A 21,836-nucleotide genomic window follows, 5' to 3' on the forward strand; every position below is an offset into this window, starting at 1 on the left:
AGCTTAGCGCTAGGTTGCACGGTTGTTGCACATCACCATGTTGGCCAGGGTCGTAAACCCGACTGTTCATCTTTGTGACTACAGTCTGTTGTGGGTGAGGGCGTCGATCAGGCCATAACGCCGGTTCCATATGGAGACCCTTTGACGGTCTGCCGAGCTGAAAATCAGGCCGATTGGCGGGCAAGGGCCCCAGCTTCGATGAGGCGGAACCTACACCCAGGGTATCACCCAAGACCCGTGCCATCATCGACAGAATCCGGCTGGCGTGGGCAATCTGTCTGCATTCAAAACCTGTAGACGTGGTGAGCTCAGTGACCAAAATTGACCAGATCGAGACGATGATCCTCGACATTCCGACCATTCGCGGTCACGTGCTGTCGATGGCCACGATGCGCGCGCAGACAGCCGTTCTTGTCAGGGTCAAATTCTCGGACGGGTCGGAAGGGATCGGTGAGGGCACTACAATCGGTGGGCTAAGCTACGGACCGGAAAGTCCCGAAGGTATCCAATCAGCAATCGACACCTATGTAACGCCGGCGCTTCTCGGACGCGACGGCGACGATGTGAACGGTGCCATCCAACTTATAGATAGGATCGTGAAGGGCAATCGCATCGCCAAGGCGGCAATCGAAATCGCCTTATGGGATGGGCTGGGTAAGCGGTTGAACGTCCCGGTGTCCCAGCTTTTTGGCGGTGCCGTGCATGAAAAGCTGCCGGTCGCTTGGACGCTGGCGTCTGGCAATTCCGAGACAGACATCGTTGAAGCCCAAGAAATGATCGAAACCCGCCGCCACAACATTTTCAAGTTGAAGATCGGCAAACGGTCTGTTCGCGACGACGTTGCTCATGTGGCGCGGATCAAAGAAGCCGTTGGCGATAAGGCAAGCGTGCGTGTTGACATCAACACGGCCTGGTCGCTGCAGGACGCGCGTTGGGGCCTGAAAGGCCTGCAGGAAGCGGGCTGCGAACTTGTCGAGCAGCCCGTTCCAGGACGCTGCCGCCAGGCAATGGCCGAACTTACCAGCAGCTACGAAATCGCCGTAATGGCGGACGAGGCGCTGAACGGACCGGAGGACGCCTTAGAGGTCGCTGCCGCAGGCGCCACAGATGTTTTCGCGGTCAAGGTTGCGCAATCGGGCGGGCTCAAGCGGGGCTCAGAAGTAATTGCCATCGGACAGGCAGCTGGACTTGGCCTTTACGGCGGGACGATGCTCGAAACGGGGCTTGGTACAGCTGCAGCGCTTCAGCTTTTCGCAACAATCGAAACGCTCCAATGGGGCACGGAGTTCTTCGGGCCGCTCCTGCTTACCGATGAGATCCTCGCGAACCCGATCGTATACCGCGATTTCTGTGTCGAAATTCCGCGCGGACCGGGCATTGGCGTAACCCTTGATCCGGACAAGATCGATTTCTTTCGCCGCGACGGAGGGAAGAGGAAGAAAGTCGTCGCCGGATAGTGACCGCGCGACACGATAGTGAACCCAGCCACAACGCTTAAGGACACGTTACGGCAGCTAGGAGGAGGACCATCTATGTTCACCCAATCCAATATCGATGAATTTGAAGCGCGGCTCGATGGCGCGATTCAGGACGACCCTGAAAACGGCGTCTTCCGTTGCCGTCGCGATATTTTCACCGATGAAGAACTGTTCGAGCTTGAGATCAAGCACATCTTCGAAGGCAACTGGATCTACATGGCGCATGAAAGCCAGATCCCGGAGCCGGGCGACTATTTCACGCTGACCATGGGCCGTACGCCGGTTGTCATAACTCGTGACAAAGACGGTGAACTGCATGCGCTGGTTAATGCCTGTTCGCATCGTGGCGCACAGCTGTGCCGCTTCAAGCGGCGCAACCAGAAGACCTTTACCTGCCCGTTCCACGGCTGGACCTTCTCGAACACCGGTAAACTTTTGAAGGTCAAAGACCCCAAAGGCGCTGGCTATCCTGAGCAGTTCAACAAAGACGGCAGCCACGACTTGACCAAGGTCGCGCGGTTTGAAAACTACCGGGGCTTCCTGTTCGGCTCGCTGAGCGATGATGTAAAGCCACTGGAAGAATACCTTGGCGAAGCGCGCAAGATGATCGACATGATCGTTGATCAGGCTGATGACGGCCTTGAAGTGCTGCGTGGCTCGTCGACTTACACCTATGATGGCAACTGGAAGCTTCAGGCTGAGAACGGCGCAGACGGTTATCACGTCTCTGCGGTTCACTGGAACTACGTGGCCACCACCGCGCACCGTACCGATGATGGCAAGGAAGATAACATCAAGGCGACGGACGCGTCGAAATGGGCCAAACAGCGTGGCGGGTTCCATGCTTATGAAAATGGTCACATCCTGCTTTGGACCGAATGGGCCGACCCAACGAACCGCCCAGGCTATCCACGCCTGGAAGAGTGGACGGACAAGTACGGTAAGACGAAAGCGGAATGGATGGTTGGCGTTCTGCGTAACCTGTGCCTCTACCCCAACGTCTTCCTGATGGACCAGTTCTCGAGCCAGATCCGCGTGTTCCGTCCGGTGAGTGTGAATGAGACCGAGGTCACGATTTACTGCATCGCTCCGAAAGGTGAGAGCCAGGAAGCACGCACCCGCCGTATTCGCCAATACGAAGACTTCTTCAACGCCTCGGGCATGGCAACGCCGGATGATACCGAAGAATTCCGGGCAACACAGCGTGGCTACGCCGGCGCATCGCACGCACAGTGGAACGACCTGACACGTGGCGCGACGCAATGGATCGAAGGTCCTGATGAAGACGCCAAAGAACTGGGCATCAATCCGGTTATGTCCGGCGCACGCACAGAGGACGAAGGTCTCTTCGTCATTCAACACAGCAACTGGTCCGAGCGGATGGGTGAGGCCATCGAAAAGGAACGCGAATCCGCACCCCAGGCGTCGGTCGCGGCCGAGTGAGGAGGAAAGATCATGACAACTCTAACGCTTGAACGCGCGCCCGGCACGGCGATGAGCTACGACGAAATCCAAGCCTTCCTCTTTGCAGAGGCACGTGCTTTGGATGATCGCGACTGGGACACCTGGCTGACCTACTATCATGCGGACTGTCCGTTCTGGATGCCCACTTGGGATGACTTCGACACACTGACCGAAGATCCGCTGAACGAAATGTCGTTGATGTACTATCCCAACAAGCAAGGCATTGAAGACCGCGTATTCCGGATCAAGACCGACAGGTCTTCCGCGACCTCGCTGCCCGAGCCGCGCACCAACCACTATCTGTCGGGCATCGAAGTGCTGAGCCGCGAAGGCAGCGAAATCAAGCTGCGCTTCAACTGGCAAACCCTGAGCTATCGATATGGTGAGACTGATACCCATTGGGGTACGTCGTTTTACACGATCGATAGCAGCGGGTCGAAACCGTTGATCACCGACAAAAAGGTGGTTCTGAAAAACGATCACATCCACCACGTGATTGACGTCTACCACGTCTAAGCCCCGTTTCCCGGGAGACTGAAAACCTCCGCGCATCCACGTCAGGGTGCGCGATCAAGGGAGGAGCATGCCATGACGACCTACAACGTTGCCCTGAATTTCGAAGATGGCGTCACGCGCGTCATCCAGTGCGATGACGATGAGAAGGTGACCGATGCGGCCTTCCGTCAGAAGATCAACTTGCCGATGGATTGCCGGGACGGCGTCTGCGGCACTTGCAAGTGCTTTGTCGAAAAGGGCGAGTACGAGCTGGAATTCTACATGGACGAGTCGATGAGCGATGAGGAAGCCGAGCAAGGCTATGCGCTCACGTGTCAGATGACCCCGGAGAGCGACTGTGTCGTGAAGGTTCCAGCCTCTTCCGCCCTTTGCAAGACTGCACCCGAAGCGGTCGAGGCCGAGGTGCAAGGTGTTGATCAGCTTTCCGAAACCTCTTTCGGGCTCCGGGTGAAGCTGGCAAAGCCAATCAGCTTCCTGCCGGGACAGTACGTGAACTTGACGGTGCCGGGAACCGATAAGCACCGTTCTTACTCATTCTCGTCGGCACCCGGTGAGGTCGAGGCGACCTTCCTGATCCGCAATTTGCCCGGTGGTGTGATGAGTAGCTATCTCGGCCAAAAAGCCAAGCCGGGCGACGCTCTGACTGCAACGGGTCCGATGGGTGCTTTCTATCTGCGGCCCATCGAACGCGCGCAATTGTGGTTGGCCGGTGGCACTGGTCTCGCACCGTTCTTGTCAATGCTCGAACAGGTAGCGGAGCAGGGGGCAGATCACCCAATCGTCCTCTATTACGCTGTGACCCGCGCTGCTGACCTGGTTGAGCTAGAACGTGTTCAGGCGCTTGCCGAGAAAATCGGCAACGTGACGGTCATCACGATCTTGGCTGCCGACGAAGACGCACATGAGCGCAAGGGCTTTGTCACCGATCACGTCACCGCAGATGACCTGAACAGCGGGGATTGCGACGTCTATCTTTGCGGTCCGCCTCCGATGGTGGATGCCGTCCGGGCGCATTTCGGCGAGTTGGGCGTCGAGCCGGTCAATTTCTACTACGAGAAGTTCAATCCGACCGAAGCCACTGAGGAAGCGGCATGACCCGCCGCTTCCAAGACAAGGTTATGGTCGTAACCGGCGCGGCGCAGGGTATCGGGCGTTGCGTCGCCGAACGTGCCGCAAGCGAAGGCGCGCGCGTCCTGATCGTAGACCGCTCTCCGGCTCGCAAGGAAGTTGTCACCACTATCAGGGAAGCAGGTGGAACAGCCGAGGCGATCTCGGTGAACCTCGAAACCTGGAGTGGGTGCGACAAGGCGATCCAAAAGGCGATGGATCTATGGGGTCGGATCGATATCCTGGTGAACAACGTCGGTGGCACGATCTGGGCTAAACCCTACGAACATTACGAGCCCAAGCAAATCGATGCCGAGGTGCGTCGGTCTCTGTTTCCGACGCTCTACAGCTGCCGTGCAGCGATTGAGCGGATGTTGCCGCAGGGTTCGGGCGTGATCGTCAATGTCTCGTCGATTGCGACCCGTGGTCTAAACCGTGTGCCCTATGCTGCGGCAAAGGGTGGTGTAAACGCCATCACCGCAAGCCTTGCGTGGGAAGTCGCTGAACGCGGAATACGCGTGGTCGCAACAGCTCCCGGCGGAACCGAAGCACCGCCTCGGGTCGTACCGCGCAATCCCAATGCTGAGGAGGAGCAGCACGAAGATTGGTACAAGACGATCGTCGATCAGACAATCCAGTCTTCGCTTATGAAGCGATACGGCACGCTCGACGAACAGGTCGGACCGATCCTCTTTCTTGCCTCGGACGACGCAACCTACATCACTGGTGTCACCGTTCCTATCGGTGGCGGAGACCTTGGATAGCGCCTGAAGTGTGAGAAAAAACCAAGCTAAAAGAGCGGTGCCCGATTTAAGGTCTGCCGCTGACCTGCGCGCGCCCGATGTAGTCTACCGATTACTGACAGGCCGATCGTGCGGCTATTTCTTTAACGGGCTCTTTCGTGCAACCTTCTGCGCCACGGAGACAAAGTTTTTGACGTGTACGCCTTGCTCGTCGAGGCGATAGGTCACTGACAGCTCCGTCCTCGCGATCTCCGGTTCTATTCTGAGGAACTTCATACCTCTGCGCGGAGCATTCGCAACGGATTCAGGCACAACACACACACCCTCTCCGACCGCGACAAGGCTGAGCGCGGTTTGTAGATCCATGCACCAGATGCGTAAGGGAGCCTGAAAACCCGCATCCTCAACGGCTTTGATGACCATGTCTGCATAGCTCGGTCGAGGACGCTCAGGATATAGAATGAGATTGTGGGTCATAAGACGCTCGAGTTTCGCGACCGTGCGGTTTCCTGTGTCAACGATGTCCGGCAATGCGAGGATCAGTTTTTCCTCTGTGAGATGTTTCGAGACAAACTCGGGGTCCTTGAGCGTTGGACGCGAAAACGCCACGTCGATTTCCCTAGAGACGAGCGCTCGGTAGAGTTCCCCGTTGTTCATCGGGTTGAGGCTGAGATTCATTTCTGGGTAATTCGCGCGGTAAGACCGAATAATATTCGGTAGAATTCCAAATGTTGCCGATCCTACGAATCCAACGCGCAGACGCCCCTCCGCTCCCTGGCCGAGCCGCCGCACCTCCAACCGGGTATCATCTACCTGAGCCATGATTGTCTTTCCCCGTTCGAGAAGACGCTCACCGGCTTGAGTCAAGGTGATGGCGCTGCGCCCCCTGTTGAAGAGGATCGCTTCTAATTCATCCTCAAGCTGTTTGATCTGTCGGCTAAGTGGCGGTTGGGCCATATCCAGGCGCTCAGCGGCGCGCCCGAAATGCAGTTCTTCAGCGACCGCGATAAAATAGGAAAGCTGTTTGAAGTTCATTTTCCATCCCCCCCAAGACCTTAGAGTAAGCGATAGCAAAAAATGAAAAAAGGCCCCCGTCCAAGCGGAGGCCTTTCTCATGGAGCTATCGGGAGTTACTCGGCGGCGACCGCATTCTCTTCCGCTCCCGCTTTGAGCACGAAGTCGAACTCGAAATGCAGGTCGGTCCCAAGTTCTTCCGCGGCGGGCTTGAACTTGCCGATCAGGCTTTCTTTGACCGCAAAGACGCTGTCCTCTTCTAGCCACTCGCTGTCTGCGTCGTAGATTTGGCTGATCAGCGGGCGATACCCGTCCTTCGAAATGATGAAGTGCATGTGACCGGGGCGGTTCGGGTGGTGACCCATGAAGCGCAGCAGTTCGCCAGCGGTTTCGTCCTCGGGGATCGGGTAGGGCACGGGGCGCACAGCGACAAATGCGTAGTGGCCATTCTCATCGGTCTCGAAGCGTCCGCGAAGGTTATAGTCTGGCTGATCCGGATCCAGGTTTTCGTAGATTCCGTTCGGAGCGTCTTCCCAGACGTCCAAGGTTACGCCGGCGATGCCATTTCCGTTCTCATCCTTGATGTAGCCTTCGAAGTAAGCAGTTTCTTCGTTTTCGTAGTGCTTCTGGATGGTAGACGCACCCTTTGGCAGGACAGGCGGGTTCTCACGGTAGAAGGGGCCAAGCACGGTAGATTCCGAGGCATTGCCTTCGACCGGGTTGGTCATCATGTCCACCAGAACTTCGACGCCGATGATATCGGCCAGCAGGATGAACTCCTGACGGTTGTCGTTGCACAGCTTGCCGGCGCGTTCCAGATACCCGCATGCCTCAAGGAATTCGTGATGCTGCAGTTTTACATCCTTGATGAAAGCGTGGATGTGCTTGATGACACCGGTCATGATCTCGCGTTGACGGTCAGTGATGTCGCCGTGCTTGCCGAGGCTATCGATCACGACGTCGGTGATGTTCGCTTGGTTGACGATGCCCATGGGTAATTCCTCCTCCTGGCAATCTGATATACCTTCACGAGACGCTTCACCGCCCCTCGTTATCAAACAGATGTTGCCCAAAACGCGACTTCGCCCAATGCCTGTTACGGTATGAGGTGATACCGACGTTGACCTGGCGGCCGGGAACCAAGTCCCTGTGACGGCTTCGGTGCACTGGGTGGCAAAGGGCGGGTCAGAGTATTGACCCATACCCTTGATGGCATGGCGTCATGGCACGCAGCCATGGCACGAACGTTTCAGCACTTGAACGCATGGGAGGTCAAGGTGATCGATTCCTTCAAGCAAATCCAAACGCGCCTTGAGGCAACGCCACACTTGCTGCGCCTCGGTCGATTGTTTTCCGAAACCGTACTCATCGAGATCGATGGCCATGAATTTTATCTGTTCTTCGAAAAAGGACGCATCGTTTCGGTCGCGGAAGGCCCAAGTCGCAAGACCCCCTGGCGCTTTGCTTTGCGTACAGATGCAGAAGCGTTGAACAAATTCTGGCAGGCGAGACCCGAGCCGGGCTTTCATGACATCTTCGGGCTGGTGAAGATCGGCCGCGGTCGTATCGACGGCGACATACTGAGCCTCGTCAAGAACCTACGCTTCTTTAAGGAAGTGCTGACACTTGCCCGCGCAAAAGAGGAGCTCGCAGCATGAGCATCGAGCCGATCACGGGCCGCTATGTGACCGTCAACGTGGGCGGTGCCCCGCGCCGCATCTATTTCGAAGAGGCAGGGCAGGGGCGCCCGGTCATATGCCTGCACACTGCCGGAGCGGATACCCGTCAGTGGCGGCATCTGATGAACGATGCCGCGATCACGGCATCCAACCGCCTCATCGCCTTCGACATGCCCTGGCACGGTAAATCACTGCCGCCTGAAGGGTTCGAGACGCAGGAATACTTGCTCACGACCGAAGCCTATATCGAAACCGTACTGGCCGTTATCGACGGTTTGGGCCTCGATCGTCCAGTTTTGGCGGGCTGTTCGATGGGGGGGCGCATCGCCCTGCAATTGGCGGCTCTGCACGCCGACAAGTTCAGCGGATTCATCGCGATTGAAGCCTCGGACTTCCAGCCTGCGTGGTACGATATCGACTGGTTCCACCGTCCCGATGCCCATGGTGGCGAAATGGGCGCAGCCCTCGTTTCCGCGAATATCTCTCCCTACGCACCGGATTCCGAGCGCTGGAATACGCTTTGGATGTTCATGCAAAGTGGGCCAGGCGTTTTCCGAGGTGATCTTAGCTTTTATACCAAGGACGACAGCCTGATCCCGCGCCTTCCGACGATCGATACAGCGCAGACGCCGGTACACATCATTGTTGGCGCCTACGATCTGACGTGCACGCCGGAAGATGCTGAGCGCACAGCCAAGGCAATTCCGGGTGCCACTTTGGCCGTAATGGACGAACTGGGCCATTTCCCGATGAGCGAACATCCCGCGGGCTTCCGCCCGTTCTTTGTCGAAGCTCTAGAAAAAATGCCGAAGCGGGCAGCAGAAGCCGCCTAACCTATCAACCCCTGCACGGGAGGAGGAGCCATGTGCAAGAACACTGACAAACCCTGCGCCGGGTGCAAGAAACACAAGAAGGTCGATGCTGCCTGGCTGTTTTTCACGGATGAAGAGCGTCGGGCCGCGGAAAGCTCGAGTAAGGCGCCAACCCTTGCGGATGCGCACTCCTGAACCCTGACTGCGCCAGACGCCCCTGCGAGTTGTCAGGGGTGTCCAACACGGAAGACGATCATGACCAAACCCTGCATTATCTGCGTGGCGATCACAGGTAGCTTGCCGACGAAAGCCAATAACCCGTCCGTTCCGATCACTGTTTCGGAGCAAGTGGAATCCACCCATGAAGCATTTGAGGCCGGAGCGACCATCGTTCATGCCCATGTCCGCAACGACGATGAAACCCCATCTTCCGACCCCGATAAGTTCGCTGCGTTGAAAGAGGGGATCGAGAAACACTGTCCCGGCATGATCATCCAGTTCTCGACAGGTGGCCGGTCGGGCGCGGGGCAGACGCGCGGTGGTATGCTGCCGCTGCGGCCTGACATGGCCTCTTTGTCTGTTGGATCGAATAACTTTCCGACCCGGGTTTACGAAAATCCGCCAGAGCTGGTGGACTGGCTGTCTTCTGAAATGCTGAAATACGAGATCAAACCCGAAATCGAAGCCTTTGATCTTAGCCATATCCTGAAAGCCAAAGATATGGCGGACAAGGGCCAGCTTGTGGGAACCCCTTACGTCCAGTTTGTAATGGGTGTGAAGAACGCGATGCCAGTCGATCGCGACGTGTTCGACTACTACATCCATACCGTGCGCCGTCTTTTTGGCGAAGACGCGCCGTGGTGCGCCGCTGGCATTGGTGCCAATCAACTCAAGCTAAACGAATGGGCGATTGCTGCAGGTGGTCATGCTCGAACGGGGCTTGAGGACAACGTTCGCCTTGATCGCGACACGCTGGCGCCCAGCAATGCCGCACTGGTGCGCCAGGCCGTGGAAATCTGTGACAGGAACAATCGCCAAGTGGCGGACTGGCAAGAGGCGCGCCGCATTCTTGGCCTACGTCTGCCCAAGAATACAGAGAAAGGACAGGCTGCGTGACTGAGGTCTGTGTAAGAGCATCTGAGATAACGCTTGTCTAACTCAGCGGGATATCAGGGACTCCGCCTGGGGGACATTTCCGGCTCCGCAATCGGAGCCGGTTTTCTTGCGGTTCTCGTTTCCTATTCCGGTCCTCTTCTGATCTATTTGAGCGCCGCCGAAGCAATGGGAATCTCCATAGACGGCTTCTCTTCTTGGGTCTTTGCAATCTCAGTCGCAGCGGGTCTTTCAAGCATCGGCCTCAGCCTGTGGTTCCGCGTTCCGATCGCAATGGCGTGGTCGGCTCCTGGATCGGTCCTTTTGATATCGCTTGGTACATCCATGTCGCCCGCCGAGATGATCGGCGCCTATCTGGCTGTGGCCATGGTTTTGATATTGATCGGCGTTTCCGGTGTATTCGAACGCCTTGTAAAACTCCTGCCGCCCTCTGTGACCAACGGAATGATGGCGGGTATTCTTTTCGGTTTTGGCCTGAAAGCTGCCGGGGGGTTGGCGACGGATCCTCCCGCCATTGCTCTGCTGATTGTCATCTTTGCCGTCTGTGCGGTTATCTTTCCTCGCTACGCCATGCTAGTCTTGCTGGCCTCGGCCCTGCTGATCAGCGCCAGCTTCTATGATGCATCGATCGGATCCGTCGGAATTGCATTCGCAACTCTTGAATGGTCGGGACCGGAGGTCTCAACGGGCGCCCTGCTTAGCTTGGCGTTGCCTTTGCTGATCACAACACTGAGTGGCCAGTACCTTCCGGGCATGGCGATCCTGCGTGCGAGTGGTTTCCAGACTTCAGCAAATCCGATTTTGATCGTCGGTGGCCTCGCCTCTGTCGCGGCAGCTTTCTTGGGGGGGATCACCACTGCCCTTGCGTCTATCACGGCGGCCTTCTGCGCGGGACCAGATAGCCACGAAGACCCCAACCGCCGCTATGTAGCCGGGATCGCCTGCGGAGTTTTTTTCTGTCTTGGAGGGGTTTTCGCCGGAAGCATCGTTGAAACTTTGGTCCTTTTGCCGTCCGCTCTCATTGCGTTGCTGGCTGGTTTGGCTCTGTTGCAACCTATCCTGAAATTCACGGGTGCGATGCTGGCATCCGATGATGCTCAGGCCGGTTTGCTCACCTTCATGTTCACCGCGTCCGGTGTGTCCTTGTTTGGGATCGGTTCTGCGTTTTGGGGCGTGGTTATTGGGATCGCCGTGCACTTTCTGACGAGGGCTGTGCAGCCGCGGACAGGCAATAGAAAGACGTGAGCAAATCAGAAGCCGCCAAAAGGCCTTGCCGGTACGATCTTTGGGTTTATCACTGAGCGGACGCTGGATGTAATAGCGGCAGTGCGTTTCATTGCGCATGGAACAGAGGGCCAAGCTGGCCAATTCAAATGCGCATAAAGATCGCTTGTGAACTTCGTGCGATCATAGACGATTACCAAGCTGCCGGTGTGTTCTCCTAAATCAACACAGACCATTCGTTGCCGTACAAGCCGCTGATTGACGCGGAAACGGCGACAACAATCGCGGTTAATCGGAAGGGTCTGGCAAGCTAAATGCCAACTCTGACTGTATTCAACGCGTGTCTTGTTCTGTCGTCAGGCCCACCAGACATCCTACCACTGAAAAGGTATCAACCGAGACCGTGACAGGTACTCCCTGCCATGGCTTATCTCTCTGCAGTTTTCGCGAACAGAGAGGCACTCGCGAATGTGCCTAAGGGCATAGATCCTTCAACGGATGACGATAGCTGCCTCGAGGTGGTTTAAGGGAGGAACTCATATGACCATGTTGAAGACAACCCGGAATCTTTTGGCCGGAACGGCGTTGGCTGCAATCGCTGCCACCGGTGCATTCGCACAAGAAGTCACGTTGAAGCTGCATCAGTTTTTGCCGGCGCAAGCGAACGTCCCCAAGCTGGTGCTCGACGTCTGGGCCGACAAGGTCGAAGCAGATTCCGAAGGCCGCATCAAGGTGGACCGTTTCCCGTCCATGCAACTGGGTGGTAAGCCACCTGAGCTTATGGACCAGGCAATCGACGGCGTTGCCGATGTGATCTGGACTGTGGTTGGCTATACGCCTGGCCGTTTCCCCACGACCGAAGTGTTTGAGCTTCCGTTCTTTGTCGAAGACGCGCGCGCTGCTTCGTGTGCGTACTGGAAGATGTACGAAGAGCACATGCAGGGTAGTGAGTTTAAGGACGTCAAAATTCTGGCAACCTGGGTCCATGGACCGGGAATGTTCCACACCTCCGATCCCGTTGAAAGCCCGGCCGATCTTCAGGGCATGAAAATTCGCGGCGGTTCGCGCCTCGTGAACAAATTGCTGGAGCAGACAGGTGCTACACCTGTTGGTTTGCCCGTACCCGCTATCCCGGAAAGCTTGTCGAAGGGGGTTATTGATGGTGCGACAATCCCGTGGGAAGTGACGACAGCGCTCAAGGTGCCGGAACTGGTTGAATTTCATACTGAATTCGAAGGAGCAGGCCTCTACACACTGACCTTCGTAGTTGCCATGAACCAGGACAAATACGACTCGCTTCCCGATGACCTAAAGGCCGTTATCGACGCGAATGCCGGCCTTGAGTTCTCGGTTTTCGGGGGCGGGACCCAAGCGGACGCGGATGGCCCGGCGCGCGAAATCGCCGTGGACAATGGTAACGAGATCTACACGGTCAACGACACCCAACCTTGGCTTGAAGCCGTCCAGCCCATCTATGACGAATGGGTCGCCGACATGAACGGCAAAGGCATCGACGGTCAGGCCATGATCGACCAGGCCCGCTCGCTGATGGCCGGTGAATGCAAGGGCGCCACTGCCCAATTCTAAACCTATTGCGCGCCGCCGGGTGGTTGCCCGGCGGCGTTTCATCAACTGGGGAGCACTGCCATGTACGGTTTCTTTGACCATCTGGCGCGACTTTTCGCAAAGCTTGGCGGGTTTGTTTTAACGGCGTTGATCATTCTTACCTGCCTGTCGGTTCTGGGGCGTTCCCTGAATACGGTGCTGAACACTGAAATCGTACAATCTTTGGTTCCGGAACTTGCTGCGATGATCCTGAACTGGGGCATCGGGCCGATCAAAGGGGACTTCGAGTTGGTGGAAGCGGGCATGGCCTTTGCCATCTTCGCGTTTTTGCCGCTGTGCCAGTTGAACGGCGCCCACGCATCAGTCGACATCTTCACCACACAACTGTCTTTGCGGACGAACCGGCTGCTTGCCGCCGTCATCGAAGTGATCTTTGCGGGAGTGCTCGTTCTCATAGCTTTGCAACTGTTCGAAGGCATGCAAAGCAAACGCAATTCAGGTCAGACTACGTTCTACCTCGAGTTTCCGATCTGGTGGGCCTACGTCGTCAGCCTTGTTGCTGCAATCGTGGCCGCCATCGTTTCAATCTATGTGGCACTCATGCGGGTCGTCGAGAGCGCGACCGGCAGGATTGTACTGCCGCTCAATCTGGAGGCAGACCATTGAGTGATATCATGATCGGGCTGTTGTCTTTCCCAGCCCTCCTTCTGCTCATCTTCTTGCGTGTTCCGATCGGACTGGCGATGTTTCTTGCTGGCCTCGTGGGGCTTGTGATCGTAACCGGGGATACCTCGATTCCGTTCGCACGGTTGAAATCGGAAACCTTCGGGACCTTTTCGAACTACTCGTTGTCGATCGTTCCGATGTTCTTGCTCATGGGGCATTTTGCAACGCTCGGAGGCATGAGTCAGGCGCTGTTCAAAGCCGCAGAGGGTTGGCTCGGGCATCGCAAAGGCGGCGTTGCCATGGCGTCGGTTGGTGCGTGTGCTGGCTTTGGGGCAATCTGCGGATCGTCTCTGGCGACTGCTGCGACGATGAGCCGTGTCGCCCTGCCAGAGCTGAAGGCCTACGGCTACGCTGGCGGATTTTCGACGGCTACACTTGCCGCCGGTGGCACACTTGGCATTCTAATTCCGCCGTCCGTCGTGCTGGTGATTTACGCCATCCTGACCGAACAAAACATTGCGAAGTTGTTTCTGGCCGCCTTCATACCCGGCATTCTTGCGGCCATCGGCTATATGATAGCGATCGCCGTCTATGTGCGGATCAATCCCGGCAGTGCAGGAACGCGGCCCCGGGTCCCTTACGCCGAACGCTTGCGCGCGTTGTTCGATGTCTGGCCGGTGCTATTGGTGTTCTTCCTGGTCGTTGGGGGTATCTACCTTGGATGGTTCACACCCACCGAAGGTGCTGCCGTTGGGGCGTTCGGCACCGGTCTGATTGCTTGGCTTGCAGGGGGACTGACCCGTTCAAAACTGTTTGAGAGCTTCTTCGTGACAGCGCGTTCAACAGCCATGATCTTCTTCATCGTTCTGGGAGCGGCTTTCTACAATGGTTTCCTGGCACTAACCCAACTCCCGCAAGAAGGTGCCGCATGGGTCGCGGCCAGCGGCCTGAGCCCGTGGCTGATCCTGATCTTGATCCTGATCTTTTATCTTCTGCTTGGCTGCTTGATGGACAGTTTGTCCATGATCCTTCTGACGATCCCGATCTTCTGGCCGATCATGCAGGAACTGGATTTCGGACTTGTATCGATGGTTGAACTGCAATCGTCAAAGCTCGAGGCATTCGTTGCTGACGGAGCTGAGATTTCGGCAGCGCTTCTGGAAGAGGCCCGGGCAATCCTTGCCAGTGGTCAGGAACTGACCCGCGAAATGACGCGCGAGCTTGGTCTTCGTGGCGTTAATCAGGGGGTGCTGAACAGGGCAAACGTCGAATACACGGCAATCTGGTTCGGTATCCTTGTTCTCATTGTTGTCGAGGTCGGCCTCATCACGCCGCCAGTTGGCATGAACCTCTTCGTTATCAACGCGATGGACAGGAAAACGCCAATGGTTGAGACCTATAAGGCGGTGCTCTACTTTGTGGGTTCGGACCTGATCCGTGTAATGATCCTGGTCGCCTTCCCGTTCATCACCCTGGCTTTACTACCGCTGTAAGTATAGAGGGCGCGCTATCGGACCCCGGGCTATTTGGATAGCTTGGGGTTCTTTTCTTTCTCCGACTAAGTTCGCCAGATCTTGGGTTTCGCTGATATAGCGAATGGCGGCTAGAGGTGGTGCGAAGGCAGCATTGAAATACCTCGGCCAATGGTTGGTATGGGCCGCCCTTGTTGCTGAGGAAAGCTTCGCCTGGGCCAGATACTACGGTATATCCGAGGTCAAAAAAGGAGCCCATCGTGACTGATGCTGCAAGATGAACGAAGGGTAGCTATGCAAACCTGTCGTTTCGGGTGCCGCGACAGGTCCAAGACAACTCAATCTATACGATGGTCTCTTGTCCGGAATTGACCACGTGGCGCACACTGCGGTAGAGGTGAACGAAATCGTGGCGGCCGCAAAAAGGCTGCAATCAACGGGCAGACAGATGTGATGAAACAGGCTTACGAGCACATTCAGAGAGTTGGCTTGGTCGCCCTCTGTCTATCGTTGGTCGTTTGGTCCGTAACGCCATCATTCTCTCACGCACCGGCGATATTTGAGACGATCCAAGACCATCTGGAAATGGTCGAGGATCATGGCCACTCGCACGGATTCGAGGAAGATTTGTTCTGGGCGATGCACGGCCACAGTCACGATGTAGCTGATCACGATCACAACCAAGCTTTTCTTTCCAGTGGTCCCGGCACCGCTCCTGAATTGCACGCAGGCGAGGCGTGGCGACGGCTAGCTTCGGCCAACGGTCCCACTCGTCAGTTCCGAATAGACCGACCTCCGCGCGCTTGATCGGCTCTGCGCGGCTCACGCGCATCACTGATCAATCCAAATACTAAGCGGAGTTAATCCATGAGAACCTTCAATGAAGGCGTCAGACGCAATTCTGAGCGTCTCGCGTTCTTTGTCCTATCCATGTTGCTGCTATCGACCAGCGCAGCCATGGCGCATGATGTTACGCCCGGCGATGCTGGCTACATCCAAGAAATCTGGGGCGTGCACATCATCCCCTTCATGTATCTCGGAGCCAAACATATGGTGACGGGCTACGACCATATCCTGTTCCTCCTTGGCGTCGTCTTCTTCCTCTATCGGTCGAAAGACGTTGCAGTATACGTGAGCCTCTTTGCCGTGGGGCATTCCATCACGATGCTTGCGGGCGTCTGGTTTGGCTGGGGCATCAGTTCCTACATTGTGGATGCCATCATCGGTCTGTCCGTTGTCTACAAGGCGCTCGACAACCTTGGGGCATATCAGCGGTGGTTCGGCTTCCAGCCCAACACCAAGGCAGCGACTTTCATCTTCGGCCTGTTCCACGGCACCGGCTTGGCCACGAAGATACTGGACTATAAAATCGCACCAGATGGGCTTCTGCCCAACCTTCTCGCGTTCAACGTTGGCGTCGAGATCGGTCAACTTCTGGCACTGGCAGCCATCCTCATCGTCATGGGGTATTGGCGCAAGAGCGCCAAGTTTTTCCAGCAAGCTTACACCGTCAACGTCGTCATGATGACCATCGGCTTTGTGCTGATGGGATACCAACTCACTGGCTACTTCGTGGCCGCATAAGGAGCAGCACAGATGTTTAACGCAAAAAAACCGAGCCTCGAAGAATTACCAAGCTCAGCCCAACTCCTTCGGTCCACGATAATCGCAGCTATCAGTGCCGTGGCGATACTGGTCGTTATTGTGCTGCCTTCGGAATACGGAATCGACCCAACAGGTGCTGGCCGCATGCTTGGTCTAACTGAGATGGGTGAAATCAAGCAGGAACTGGCGGATGAAGCTAAACAAGACCAACAGCTTCACGGTGCTGATCAGTCGTCCAGTCTATGGGACAACGTGTTCGGTCTGTTCGTAAGTGCAGCACACGCTCAGGAGGCGTGGCAGGATACAATCACGTTCACGCTCGAACCGGGGGAGTTCGCCGAGATCAAGGCGACCATGGAAGAGGGTGCGACCCTGTTCTACTCATGGGGGGCCGAAGGTGGTCGTATCAACTTCGACCTCCATGCACATGCGGGTGACCAAAAAGTGACGTACGAGAAAGGGCGCGGTCTAACCGAAGGCGAGGGCAGCTTTGAAACTCCCTTCGCCGGTAATCACGGCTGGTTCTGGCGCAATAGGGACGATGAGCCAGTTACAGTCACGCTCAACCTGAATGGTGCTTACTCGGGCATTGTTCGAAGCGAGTGATATCGCAAGCCGCGCATCAAAACAGTGGTGCGCGGCATCAATGCGGTCATTCGCTGCTTTGCCGTCATTGACCGTTTGGTCCGCAAAGCAGGCATTTGTGAGCAACAGTAGGAACATCCGCTACCGCGCGATCGCGACTGGCTGTATCAGCAAAAAAGTTAGTTGTTTGACCGCCGACGGCCATGGCCAGAAATTCAGTGGGTATGGGAATATTTGGCTTAGCTTTGATGAACGTCTGGCGTGATGCTATTTGTAAGAGCAAGGAAAGCCCGAGGGGGTTATGCGGTTATTCGTGGCTATATCGCTCAGCGATGAGGCAAAAGATGCTCTCACACTACTTCAACGCGAGTTGCCGGCCGGTCGACCGGTATCGCCAGACAACATGCATCTAACGCTAGCGTTTTTGGATGATCATCCCGTGGAGGTTTTGGAGGCATTGCATGAAGAGCTTTTAACGCTTGCCTCCCCGCCCTTCAAAGTCTCATTTAAAGGGATCAGCAGTTTTGGTCACGTGATGGCCGTCGAGGCGGCGGATTGCCCCGAGCTCGCTGCTTTGCATCGAAAAGTACAGACCGCCGCGCGGCGAGCCGGTATCGTGCTGCCCCGTCGGCGTTTCCGTCCGCACATTACCATTGCCCGCTTTAAACCAAAGCAACGTGGGACTGTTCAGCACTTACAATGCTCTGGCAAAGTAACCGCTCTACAAGAAATGCTCGTCACCGGCTTTACCCTTTATCAATCCACCTTGCGCCCTGACGGCGCGCGGCATGACGTTTTAGAGCATTATACCTTCTAGCGAACGGCTTCCCTTCTGGTTGGCTAACTAGACCAGCCGCAAAATAGCTTCGAGAACATGCCTAACGTCTCTATTTTTCTCGAAGATTTCGTCTGCGAATGACTCGTCATATCTTAACAGGCGAAAGGGCGAGCAGATTCACTTTAGATAAAGAAAGGGTTCGCAAAATCGGACGTAAAGCGCGCCTAAAGCGCCCGGATGTATCTAAAAATGTTAAACAGAAGTGATTCCGACGAGTGATCCGAAGCGAAGAACATTTGCCACGATCTCTATAACCTCTCGTACGCCTTTTCGATATCCGAACGTTGCTTGCACAGCGACTTGAAAATGTACTTCTGCGGAGCGAACTAATGCTAGCGTTTGCGCTTGCACGTGTTGCGACGCTTACCTTTCCTTTTCAAAACTGATTTGGTTGATCGTTCCTTCGCCGCGTTGGAGGCGCTTTTCAATCTCTTCGAAAGTTCGAAGAGCCATGATGTGAGTTCGAGTTCTGGTCACCGTGTAGACGCTCCAGCAATCACTCATTTCTTTCAAATCACCCTTCACAACTTCTATCTGACTCAAGCCTGCGAGTTTCTGAGTTTTAACAGGCCTCTAGGCCAGTTGCGACCGCCACCGCCGGTCTTCGCGCATTTCCCGCCGCCCAAATATATTCAGTAATTTTTCATATCTGAGATGACGTATAATTCTTGTGTTTCAGATGATATTTGAGTGTCTGGGTTATTTGAGGAAATGCGTGAAAGAGTAAGTGGTAATATGGTGTGGGTTGTACCAACTCGTGCTGCTTTGGACTTGTTCGCTGCAACAATTGGCGGGAGCGATGTATACAGCCCAAAAGGGTTGATTAAGGCCATCAAGATCAAGAGGTGGTAGATCACGTTGATCAACTTGAAGGCCTGCAATCGGAAATCGAAAGCTCGTAAAAAGCAGGCTTTTGGTGCTGCCCCGGTGTTACCCAGCGACAGCAGTAATTGTAGTAAGCCATTTGGCTTTTTCATAAGACATAGTAATTTTATGAATATTTGGTCGGAGTGAGAGGATTCGAACCTCCGACCCCTGCCTCCCGAAGACAGTGCTCTACCAGGCTGAGCTACACTCCGACCGTGGCGCGTGATCTATACCCGGGGATATGGATGTGCAAGAGGCTATTTAAGTGTGATCGCAGGATTTGGGCGCGACCAAAAATACGCGCGTGGCAATGAGCTGAACCGCGGTTTCATTGCAGTGGATCGGTGCAATACAGACGTATTTTTGTGCCACCATGATCTACAATCGGACCCGGTTGTAACAATGGCAATCGTGTTGCACGGGCAAGCGACTGATTGCTGGTCACAATGCCCACGCGCCACCCCGAAAATCGTGTGGCCAAAACCTTGCCCAAACTGCCGTAAAGAGACTTAAGGCGTTTTTCATCGCCGATTCTCGCCCCATATGGGGGGTTAACGATGACCAACCCTGCAGGGCCAGCAGGGGGTTTAATGTCGCTCACAGGCCGACACTGAAAAGATGTGATTTGTGAGACACCCGCTCGTTCGGCATTTGCGACTGAGGATTCGACTGCTCCGGCGTTTCGATCTGACCCAAAAAATTGCAAACCTGAAGTCGGTTGTTCTTTTTGTTCGCACATTGCGCCCCACGCTTTTGAATCAAACGTGCCCAGTTCTTCGAACGCGAACTTACGGGTACGGCCGGGGTTCATGCCGGAAGCAATCTCGGCGGCTTCAATTACAAATGTGCCTGAGCCGCACATGGGGTCCAGTACAGGCTCTTTGCCATCAAACCCGCATTCGCGCAGGAACATGGCCGCCATCGTTTCGCGCATCGGAGCCTTGGCGACAGCGGCCTTGTGTCCGCGTTTGTGCAGTGGCTCTCCAGATGTGTCGATAGAAAAGGTGCAGATGTCTTTCTCTATTCGCAGCATGACGCGAACAGGGGCTTCTGACGAAATTGGCGCGCCCAGCGTTTCCGAGATTGCCTTTTCAACCCGCTGACGTGCGGCGCCAGCGTGATAAATGCGTGATTTGCGGCTGGTTGCTTCTACTTTGACGGGAACATCACTGCGCAGCACGTCGGCCCATGGAAACTTGCGTGATCGCTTGTCCAACTGAGCGAGATGTACGGCTGGAAAGCTGCCAATACGTACCAGAACCTTGTTTGCACCGCGTAAAACCAGATTAGCGCGCCATACCTCAGGCCAGTCACCACGACAAACAACGCCCCCGCGTACGGCATGGGCCTTTGCGAATCCCTTTTCTTTTGCCTCGGCGCACAAGGGTGCTTCTAGCCCCGGTGTGGCGATCAGAAAGATCTCTAAGTCGTCGGTGTTTTCCATTTTGGCTGCTTATACCGAATGTCTGGTAGGTGCGACAGGCAATTTCAGGGCTCAAACCGAGAGTAACCTGCTCAAATTCAGAGGAAAGTGAATTTCCAGAGTCATTTTCGGCGGTAACAGGTTTGCGTTTAAGTCCGTCCCCGCGTAAAGGAGCCGTGATCAGAAGTGCGCTTGGTTTTTTTGGACGGCTTTCATCGCTTTTGCGACCGCAGCGTGAAAAAACATGTTATGGGATGACTCCGAAGGGATGTCTCGCTTAGCGGGTGCAGAAAAAGAAGCTTGGAAGAACGTAGCGACATGCAAACTTTCAAACGGAAAAAAGGGTTGGACCTGCCCATTGAGGGTGCTCCCGACCAGACGATTCAGCCTGGACCGGAATTTTCTTATGTCGGCGTTTTGGGGGGCGATTTTATCGGTCTTAAACCCAAGATGCTGGTGCAGGAGGGCGATGAGGTTCAACGCGGAACACCACTGTTCTGCCATAAGGATGCGCCCGAAGCGATGATGGTTGCGCCGCTCAGCGGTACGGTCGTCGCCGTCAACCGCGGTGCGCGCCGTGTGTTGCAGAGCGTTGTGATCGAGGTTTCGGATGCCAATGATACCGGCGTTGATTTCTCGGGCATTGGTGGTTCGGACAGCGCAGAAGGTGTAACCGCTAAGCTGTGCGCGGCGGGTCTTTGGACGGCGTTCAGGACACGGCCCTATTCCAAGATGCCTGCTCCGGGCAGCAAACCCGCAGCGATTTTTGTCACCGCGATGGACACGGAGCCATTGGCACCTGACGCCGCGCTGATCATCGCCGACTCTGGCGATGCGTTCGCAGCAGGTCTGGCAGCTGTTAGTCAGTTGACCGATGGCAAAACCTATGTGTGCCAGAAAGAAGGCACATCGGTTCCCGGCGCGGACATCGCAGGCATTGAAGCCGCCAGCTTTGATGGGCCACATCCGGCAGGTTTGGCTGGAACGCATATTCACTTCCTCGAGCCGCTGGCTGGCGACAAACAGGTGTGGACCATCGGCTATCAGGACGTGATCGCCATTGGTCGCCTGATGCAGACCGGACATCTGGATCCGAACATTGTGATCGCTCTGGCTGGCCCAGGCGCACGTCAACCACGTCTGATCCGCACGGTAATGGGCGCATCAACCGATGACCTGACCCGTGATGAGATCAATGTCGACGGCACAGCCCGCGTTATCTCGGGTTCGGTTCTGTCCGGTCGCCAAGCCGAAGGCCCGACCGCCTATCTGGGGCGTTTTGCTCGTCAGATTACCATCATCCGCGAAGATCCCGACCAGATTCCGATGGGTTGGATTCGTCCGATGCCGTCGAAATACGCGGTTCAGCCGGTACTGGGCTCGGCTTTTGCCAAAAAGCTCTACGCGTTCACCTCAAACTTGAACGGCGGACGTCGTGCAATGGTTCCCACAGGTGTTTTCGAAGAGCTTATGCCGCAGGACTATCTGCCGACGCAGCTTTTGCGTGCGCTGCTGGTGATGGACACCGATACCGCTCAGGCTTTGGGCGCGCTAGAGCTGGACGAAGAGGATCTGGGCCTTGTCGGCTTTGCCTGTCCCGCGAAATATGAATACGGGCTGGCGCTTCGCGACTGCCTGAACAAGATTGAAAAGGAGGGCTAATC

21 protein-coding genes and 1 tRNA gene are annotated in these 21,836 nt (G+C 55.8%); 18 read left to right on the forward strand and 4 right to left on the reverse strand.

Going from position 1 to position 21,836, the window contains the following annotated elements:
* The first annotated feature begins 311 nt into the window (after positions 1-311).
* From ACR0EO_RS19430 to benD, 5 genes are all read left to right on the forward strand, one after another.
* A complete protein-coding gene (locus ACR0EO_RS19430) occupies positions 312-1,457 on the forward strand; it encodes a muconate cycloisomerase family protein (RefSeq protein WP_480692464.1) in 1,146 nt (381 codons plus the stop codon).
* Positions 1,458-1,532: 75 nt separating this feature from the next.
* Positions 1,533-2,921 (forward strand): benzoate 1,2-dioxygenase large subunit, encoded by a 1,389-nt coding sequence (gene benA / locus ACR0EO_RS19435; RefSeq protein ID WP_480692465.1) that lies wholly within the window; start codon positions 1,533-1,535, stop codon positions 2,919-2,921.
* A 12-nt stretch (positions 2,922-2,933) separates the two neighbouring features.
* Positions 2,934-3,458 (forward strand): benzoate 1,2-dioxygenase small subunit, encoded by a 525-nt coding sequence (gene benB, locus ACR0EO_RS19440; RefSeq protein WP_480692466.1) that lies wholly within the window; start codon positions 2,934-2,936, stop codon positions 3,456-3,458.
* Positions 3,459-3,530: 72 nt separating this feature from the next.
* Positions 3,531-4,553 (forward strand): benzoate 1,2-dioxygenase electron transfer component BenC, encoded by a 1,023-nt coding sequence (gene benC / locus ACR0EO_RS19445; protein WP_480692467.1) that lies wholly within the window; start codon positions 3,531-3,533, stop codon positions 4,551-4,553.
* The gene (benD, locus tag ACR0EO_RS19450) at positions 4,550-5,329 is read left to right on the forward strand and encodes a benzoate diol dehydrogenase BenD (RefSeq protein ID WP_480692468.1); all 780 of its coding nucleotides are present in this window, start codon (positions 4,550-4,552) and stop codon (positions 5,327-5,329) included. The genes benC and benD overlap by 4 nt, the downstream gene beginning before the upstream one ends.
* Positions 5,330-5,443: 114 nt before the next feature.
* On the opposite strand, the gene ACR0EO_RS19455 is transcribed toward benD, so the two are convergent.
* Positions 5,444-6,343 carry a LysR family transcriptional regulator gene (locus ACR0EO_RS19455; protein ID WP_480692469.1) on the reverse strand — a complete coding sequence of 300 codons (900 nt, stop codon included), beginning with the start codon at positions 6,341-6,343 and terminating at the stop codon, positions 5,444-5,446.
* A gap of 95 nt (positions 6,344-6,438) precedes the next feature.
* Positions 6,439-7,314: a dioxygenase family protein gene (locus ACR0EO_RS19460; RefSeq protein WP_480692470.1), complete on the reverse strand. Its 876-nt coding sequence runs from the start codon at positions 7,312-7,314 to the stop codon at positions 6,439-6,441.
* A gap of 285 nt (positions 7,315-7,599) precedes the next feature.
* Here ACR0EO_RS19460 and ACR0EO_RS19465 point away from each other — a divergent pair, with 285 nt between their 5' ends.
* The 12 genes from ACR0EO_RS19465 (at position 7,600) to thpR (ending at position 17,861) form a co-directional block, all read left to right on the forward strand.
* The gene (locus ACR0EO_RS19465) at positions 7,600-7,980 is read left to right on the forward strand and encodes a hypothetical protein (protein WP_480692471.1); all 381 of its coding nucleotides are present in this window, start codon (positions 7,600-7,602) and stop codon (positions 7,978-7,980) included.
* Positions 7,977-8,834, forward strand: coding sequence for an alpha/beta fold hydrolase (locus ACR0EO_RS19470; protein WP_480692472.1), 858 nt, complete (start codon positions 7,977-7,979; stop codon positions 8,832-8,834). The genes ACR0EO_RS19465 and ACR0EO_RS19470 overlap by 4 nt, the downstream gene beginning before the upstream one ends.
* Positions 8,835-8,864: 30 nt before the next feature.
* The gene (locus ACR0EO_RS19475; RefSeq protein WP_480692473.1) at positions 8,865-9,008 is read left to right on the forward strand and encodes a hypothetical protein; all 144 of its coding nucleotides are present in this window, start codon (positions 8,865-8,867) and stop codon (positions 9,006-9,008) included.
* Between the two features lie 60 nt (positions 9,009-9,068).
* Entirely contained in the window at positions 9,069-9,929 is an 861-nt protein-coding gene (locus tag ACR0EO_RS19480; RefSeq protein ID WP_480692474.1) for a 3-oxoadipate:acetyl-CoA acetyltransferase, read from the forward strand.
* 33 nt (positions 9,930-9,962) lie between these two features.
* A complete protein-coding gene (locus ACR0EO_RS19485) occupies positions 9,963-11,171 on the forward strand; it encodes a benzoate/H(+) symporter BenE family transporter (RefSeq protein WP_480692475.1) in 1,209 nt (402 codons plus the stop codon).
* A gap of 519 nt (positions 11,172-11,690) precedes the next feature.
* Positions 11,691-12,737: a TRAP transporter substrate-binding protein gene (locus tag ACR0EO_RS19490; RefSeq protein ID WP_480692476.1), complete on the forward strand. Its 1,047-nt coding sequence runs from the start codon at positions 11,691-11,693 to the stop codon at positions 12,735-12,737.
* A 60-nt stretch (positions 12,738-12,797) separates the two neighbouring features.
* A complete protein-coding gene (locus ACR0EO_RS19495) occupies positions 12,798-13,382 on the forward strand; it encodes a TRAP transporter small permease (protein ID WP_480692477.1) in 585 nt (194 codons plus the stop codon).
* An 8-nt stretch (positions 13,383-13,390) separates the two neighbouring features.
* The gene (locus tag ACR0EO_RS19500; RefSeq protein ID WP_480692584.1) at positions 13,391-14,875 is read left to right on the forward strand and encodes a TRAP transporter large permease; all 1,485 of its coding nucleotides are present in this window, start codon (positions 13,391-13,393) and stop codon (positions 14,873-14,875) included.
* A gap of 432 nt (positions 14,876-15,307) precedes the next feature.
* A complete protein-coding gene (locus ACR0EO_RS19505; RefSeq protein WP_480692478.1) occupies positions 15,308-15,661 on the forward strand; it encodes a hypothetical protein in 354 nt (117 codons plus the stop codon).
* 60 nt (positions 15,662-15,721) lie between these two features.
* Positions 15,722-16,438 (forward strand): HupE/UreJ family protein, encoded by a 717-nt coding sequence (locus ACR0EO_RS19510; RefSeq protein WP_480692479.1) that lies wholly within the window; start codon positions 15,722-15,724, stop codon positions 16,436-16,438.
* 12 nt (positions 16,439-16,450) lie between these two features.
* Positions 16,451-17,065 carry a transmembrane anchor protein gene (locus tag ACR0EO_RS19515; protein ID WP_480692480.1) on the forward strand — a complete coding sequence of 205 codons (615 nt, stop codon included), beginning with the start codon at positions 16,451-16,453 and terminating at the stop codon, positions 17,063-17,065.
* Positions 17,066-17,345: 280 nt separating this feature from the next.
* A complete protein-coding gene (gene thpR, locus ACR0EO_RS19520) occupies positions 17,346-17,861 on the forward strand; it encodes an RNA 2',3'-cyclic phosphodiesterase (RefSeq protein WP_480692481.1) in 516 nt (171 codons plus the stop codon).
* 1,023 nt (positions 17,862-18,884) lie between these two features.
* Here the strand turns inward: thpR and ACR0EO_RS19525 are convergent.
* Positions 18,885-18,961, reverse strand: a tRNA-Pro gene (locus ACR0EO_RS19525).
* Positions 18,962-19,077: 116 nt separating this feature from the next.
* Positions 19,078-20,193: a THUMP domain-containing class I SAM-dependent RNA methyltransferase gene (locus tag ACR0EO_RS19530; protein WP_480692482.1), complete on the reverse strand. Its 1,116-nt coding sequence runs from the start codon at positions 20,191-20,193 to the stop codon at positions 19,078-19,080.
* 297 nt (positions 20,194-20,490) lie between these two features.
* Between ACR0EO_RS19530 and ACR0EO_RS19535 the strand changes: the two genes are divergently transcribed.
* On the forward strand, positions 20,491-21,834 hold the full coding sequence (locus ACR0EO_RS19535) for a Na(+)-translocating NADH-quinone reductase subunit A (RefSeq protein WP_480692483.1): 1,344 nt from the start codon (positions 20,491-20,493) through the stop codon (positions 21,832-21,834).
* Positions 21,835-21,836 lie beyond the last annotated feature (2 nt).

This window comes from Ruegeria sp. BE9 (assembly GCF_056538765.1).

Bases quoted from the DNA above. Each gene is read 5' to 3' on its own strand.
- benA (WP_480692465.1), top strand. From the start codon at position 1,533: ATGTTCACCCAATCCAATATCGATGAATTTGAAGCGCGGCTCGATGGC.
- benB (WP_480692466.1), top strand. From the start codon at position 2,934: ATGACAACTCTAACGCTTGAACGCGCGCCCGGCACGGCGATGAGCTAC.
- benC (WP_480692467.1), top strand. From the start codon at position 3,531: ATGACGACCTACAACGTTGCCCTGAATTTCGAAGATGGCGTCACGCGC.
- benD (WP_480692468.1), top strand. From the start codon at position 4,550: ATGACCCGCCGCTTCCAAGACAAGGTTATGGTCGTAACCGGCGCGGCG.
- ACR0EO_RS19455 (WP_480692469.1), bottom strand. From the start codon at position 6,343: ATGAACTTCAAACAGCTTTCCTATTTTATCGCGGTCGCTGAAGAACTG.
- ACR0EO_RS19460 (WP_480692470.1), bottom strand. From the start codon at position 7,314: ATGGGCATCGTCAACCAAGCGAACATCACCGACGTCGTGATCGATAGC.
- ACR0EO_RS19470 (WP_480692472.1), top strand. From the start codon at position 7,977: ATGAGCATCGAGCCGATCACGGGCCGCTATGTGACCGTCAACGTGGGC.
- ACR0EO_RS19475 (WP_480692473.1), top strand. From the start codon at position 8,865: ATGTGCAAGAACACTGACAAACCCTGCGCCGGGTGCAAGAAACACAAG.
- ACR0EO_RS19480 (WP_480692474.1), top strand. From the start codon at position 9,069: ATGACCAAACCCTGCATTATCTGCGTGGCGATCACAGGTAGCTTGCCG.
- ACR0EO_RS19490 (WP_480692476.1), top strand. From the start codon at position 11,691: ATGACCATGTTGAAGACAACCCGGAATCTTTTGGCCGGAACGGCGTTG.
- ACR0EO_RS19495 (WP_480692477.1), top strand. From the start codon at position 12,798: ATGTACGGTTTCTTTGACCATCTGGCGCGACTTTTCGCAAAGCTTGGC.
- ACR0EO_RS19500 (WP_480692584.1), top strand. From the start codon at position 13,391: ATGATCGGGCTGTTGTCTTTCCCAGCCCTCCTTCTGCTCATCTTCTTG.
- ACR0EO_RS19505 (WP_480692478.1), top strand. From the start codon at position 15,308: ATGAAACAGGCTTACGAGCACATTCAGAGAGTTGGCTTGGTCGCCCTC.
- ACR0EO_RS19510 (WP_480692479.1), top strand. From the start codon at position 15,722: ATGAGAACCTTCAATGAAGGCGTCAGACGCAATTCTGAGCGTCTCGCG.
- ACR0EO_RS19515 (WP_480692480.1), top strand. From the start codon at position 16,451: ATGTTTAACGCAAAAAAACCGAGCCTCGAAGAATTACCAAGCTCAGCC.
- thpR (WP_480692481.1), top strand. From the start codon at position 17,346: ATGCGGTTATTCGTGGCTATATCGCTCAGCGATGAGGCAAAAGATGCT.
- ACR0EO_RS19530 (WP_480692482.1), bottom strand. From the start codon at position 20,193: ATGGAAAACACCGACGACTTAGAGATCTTTCTGATCGCCACACCGGGG.
- ACR0EO_RS19535 (WP_480692483.1), top strand. From the start codon at position 20,491: ATGCAAACTTTCAAACGGAAAAAAGGGTTGGACCTGCCCATTGAGGGT.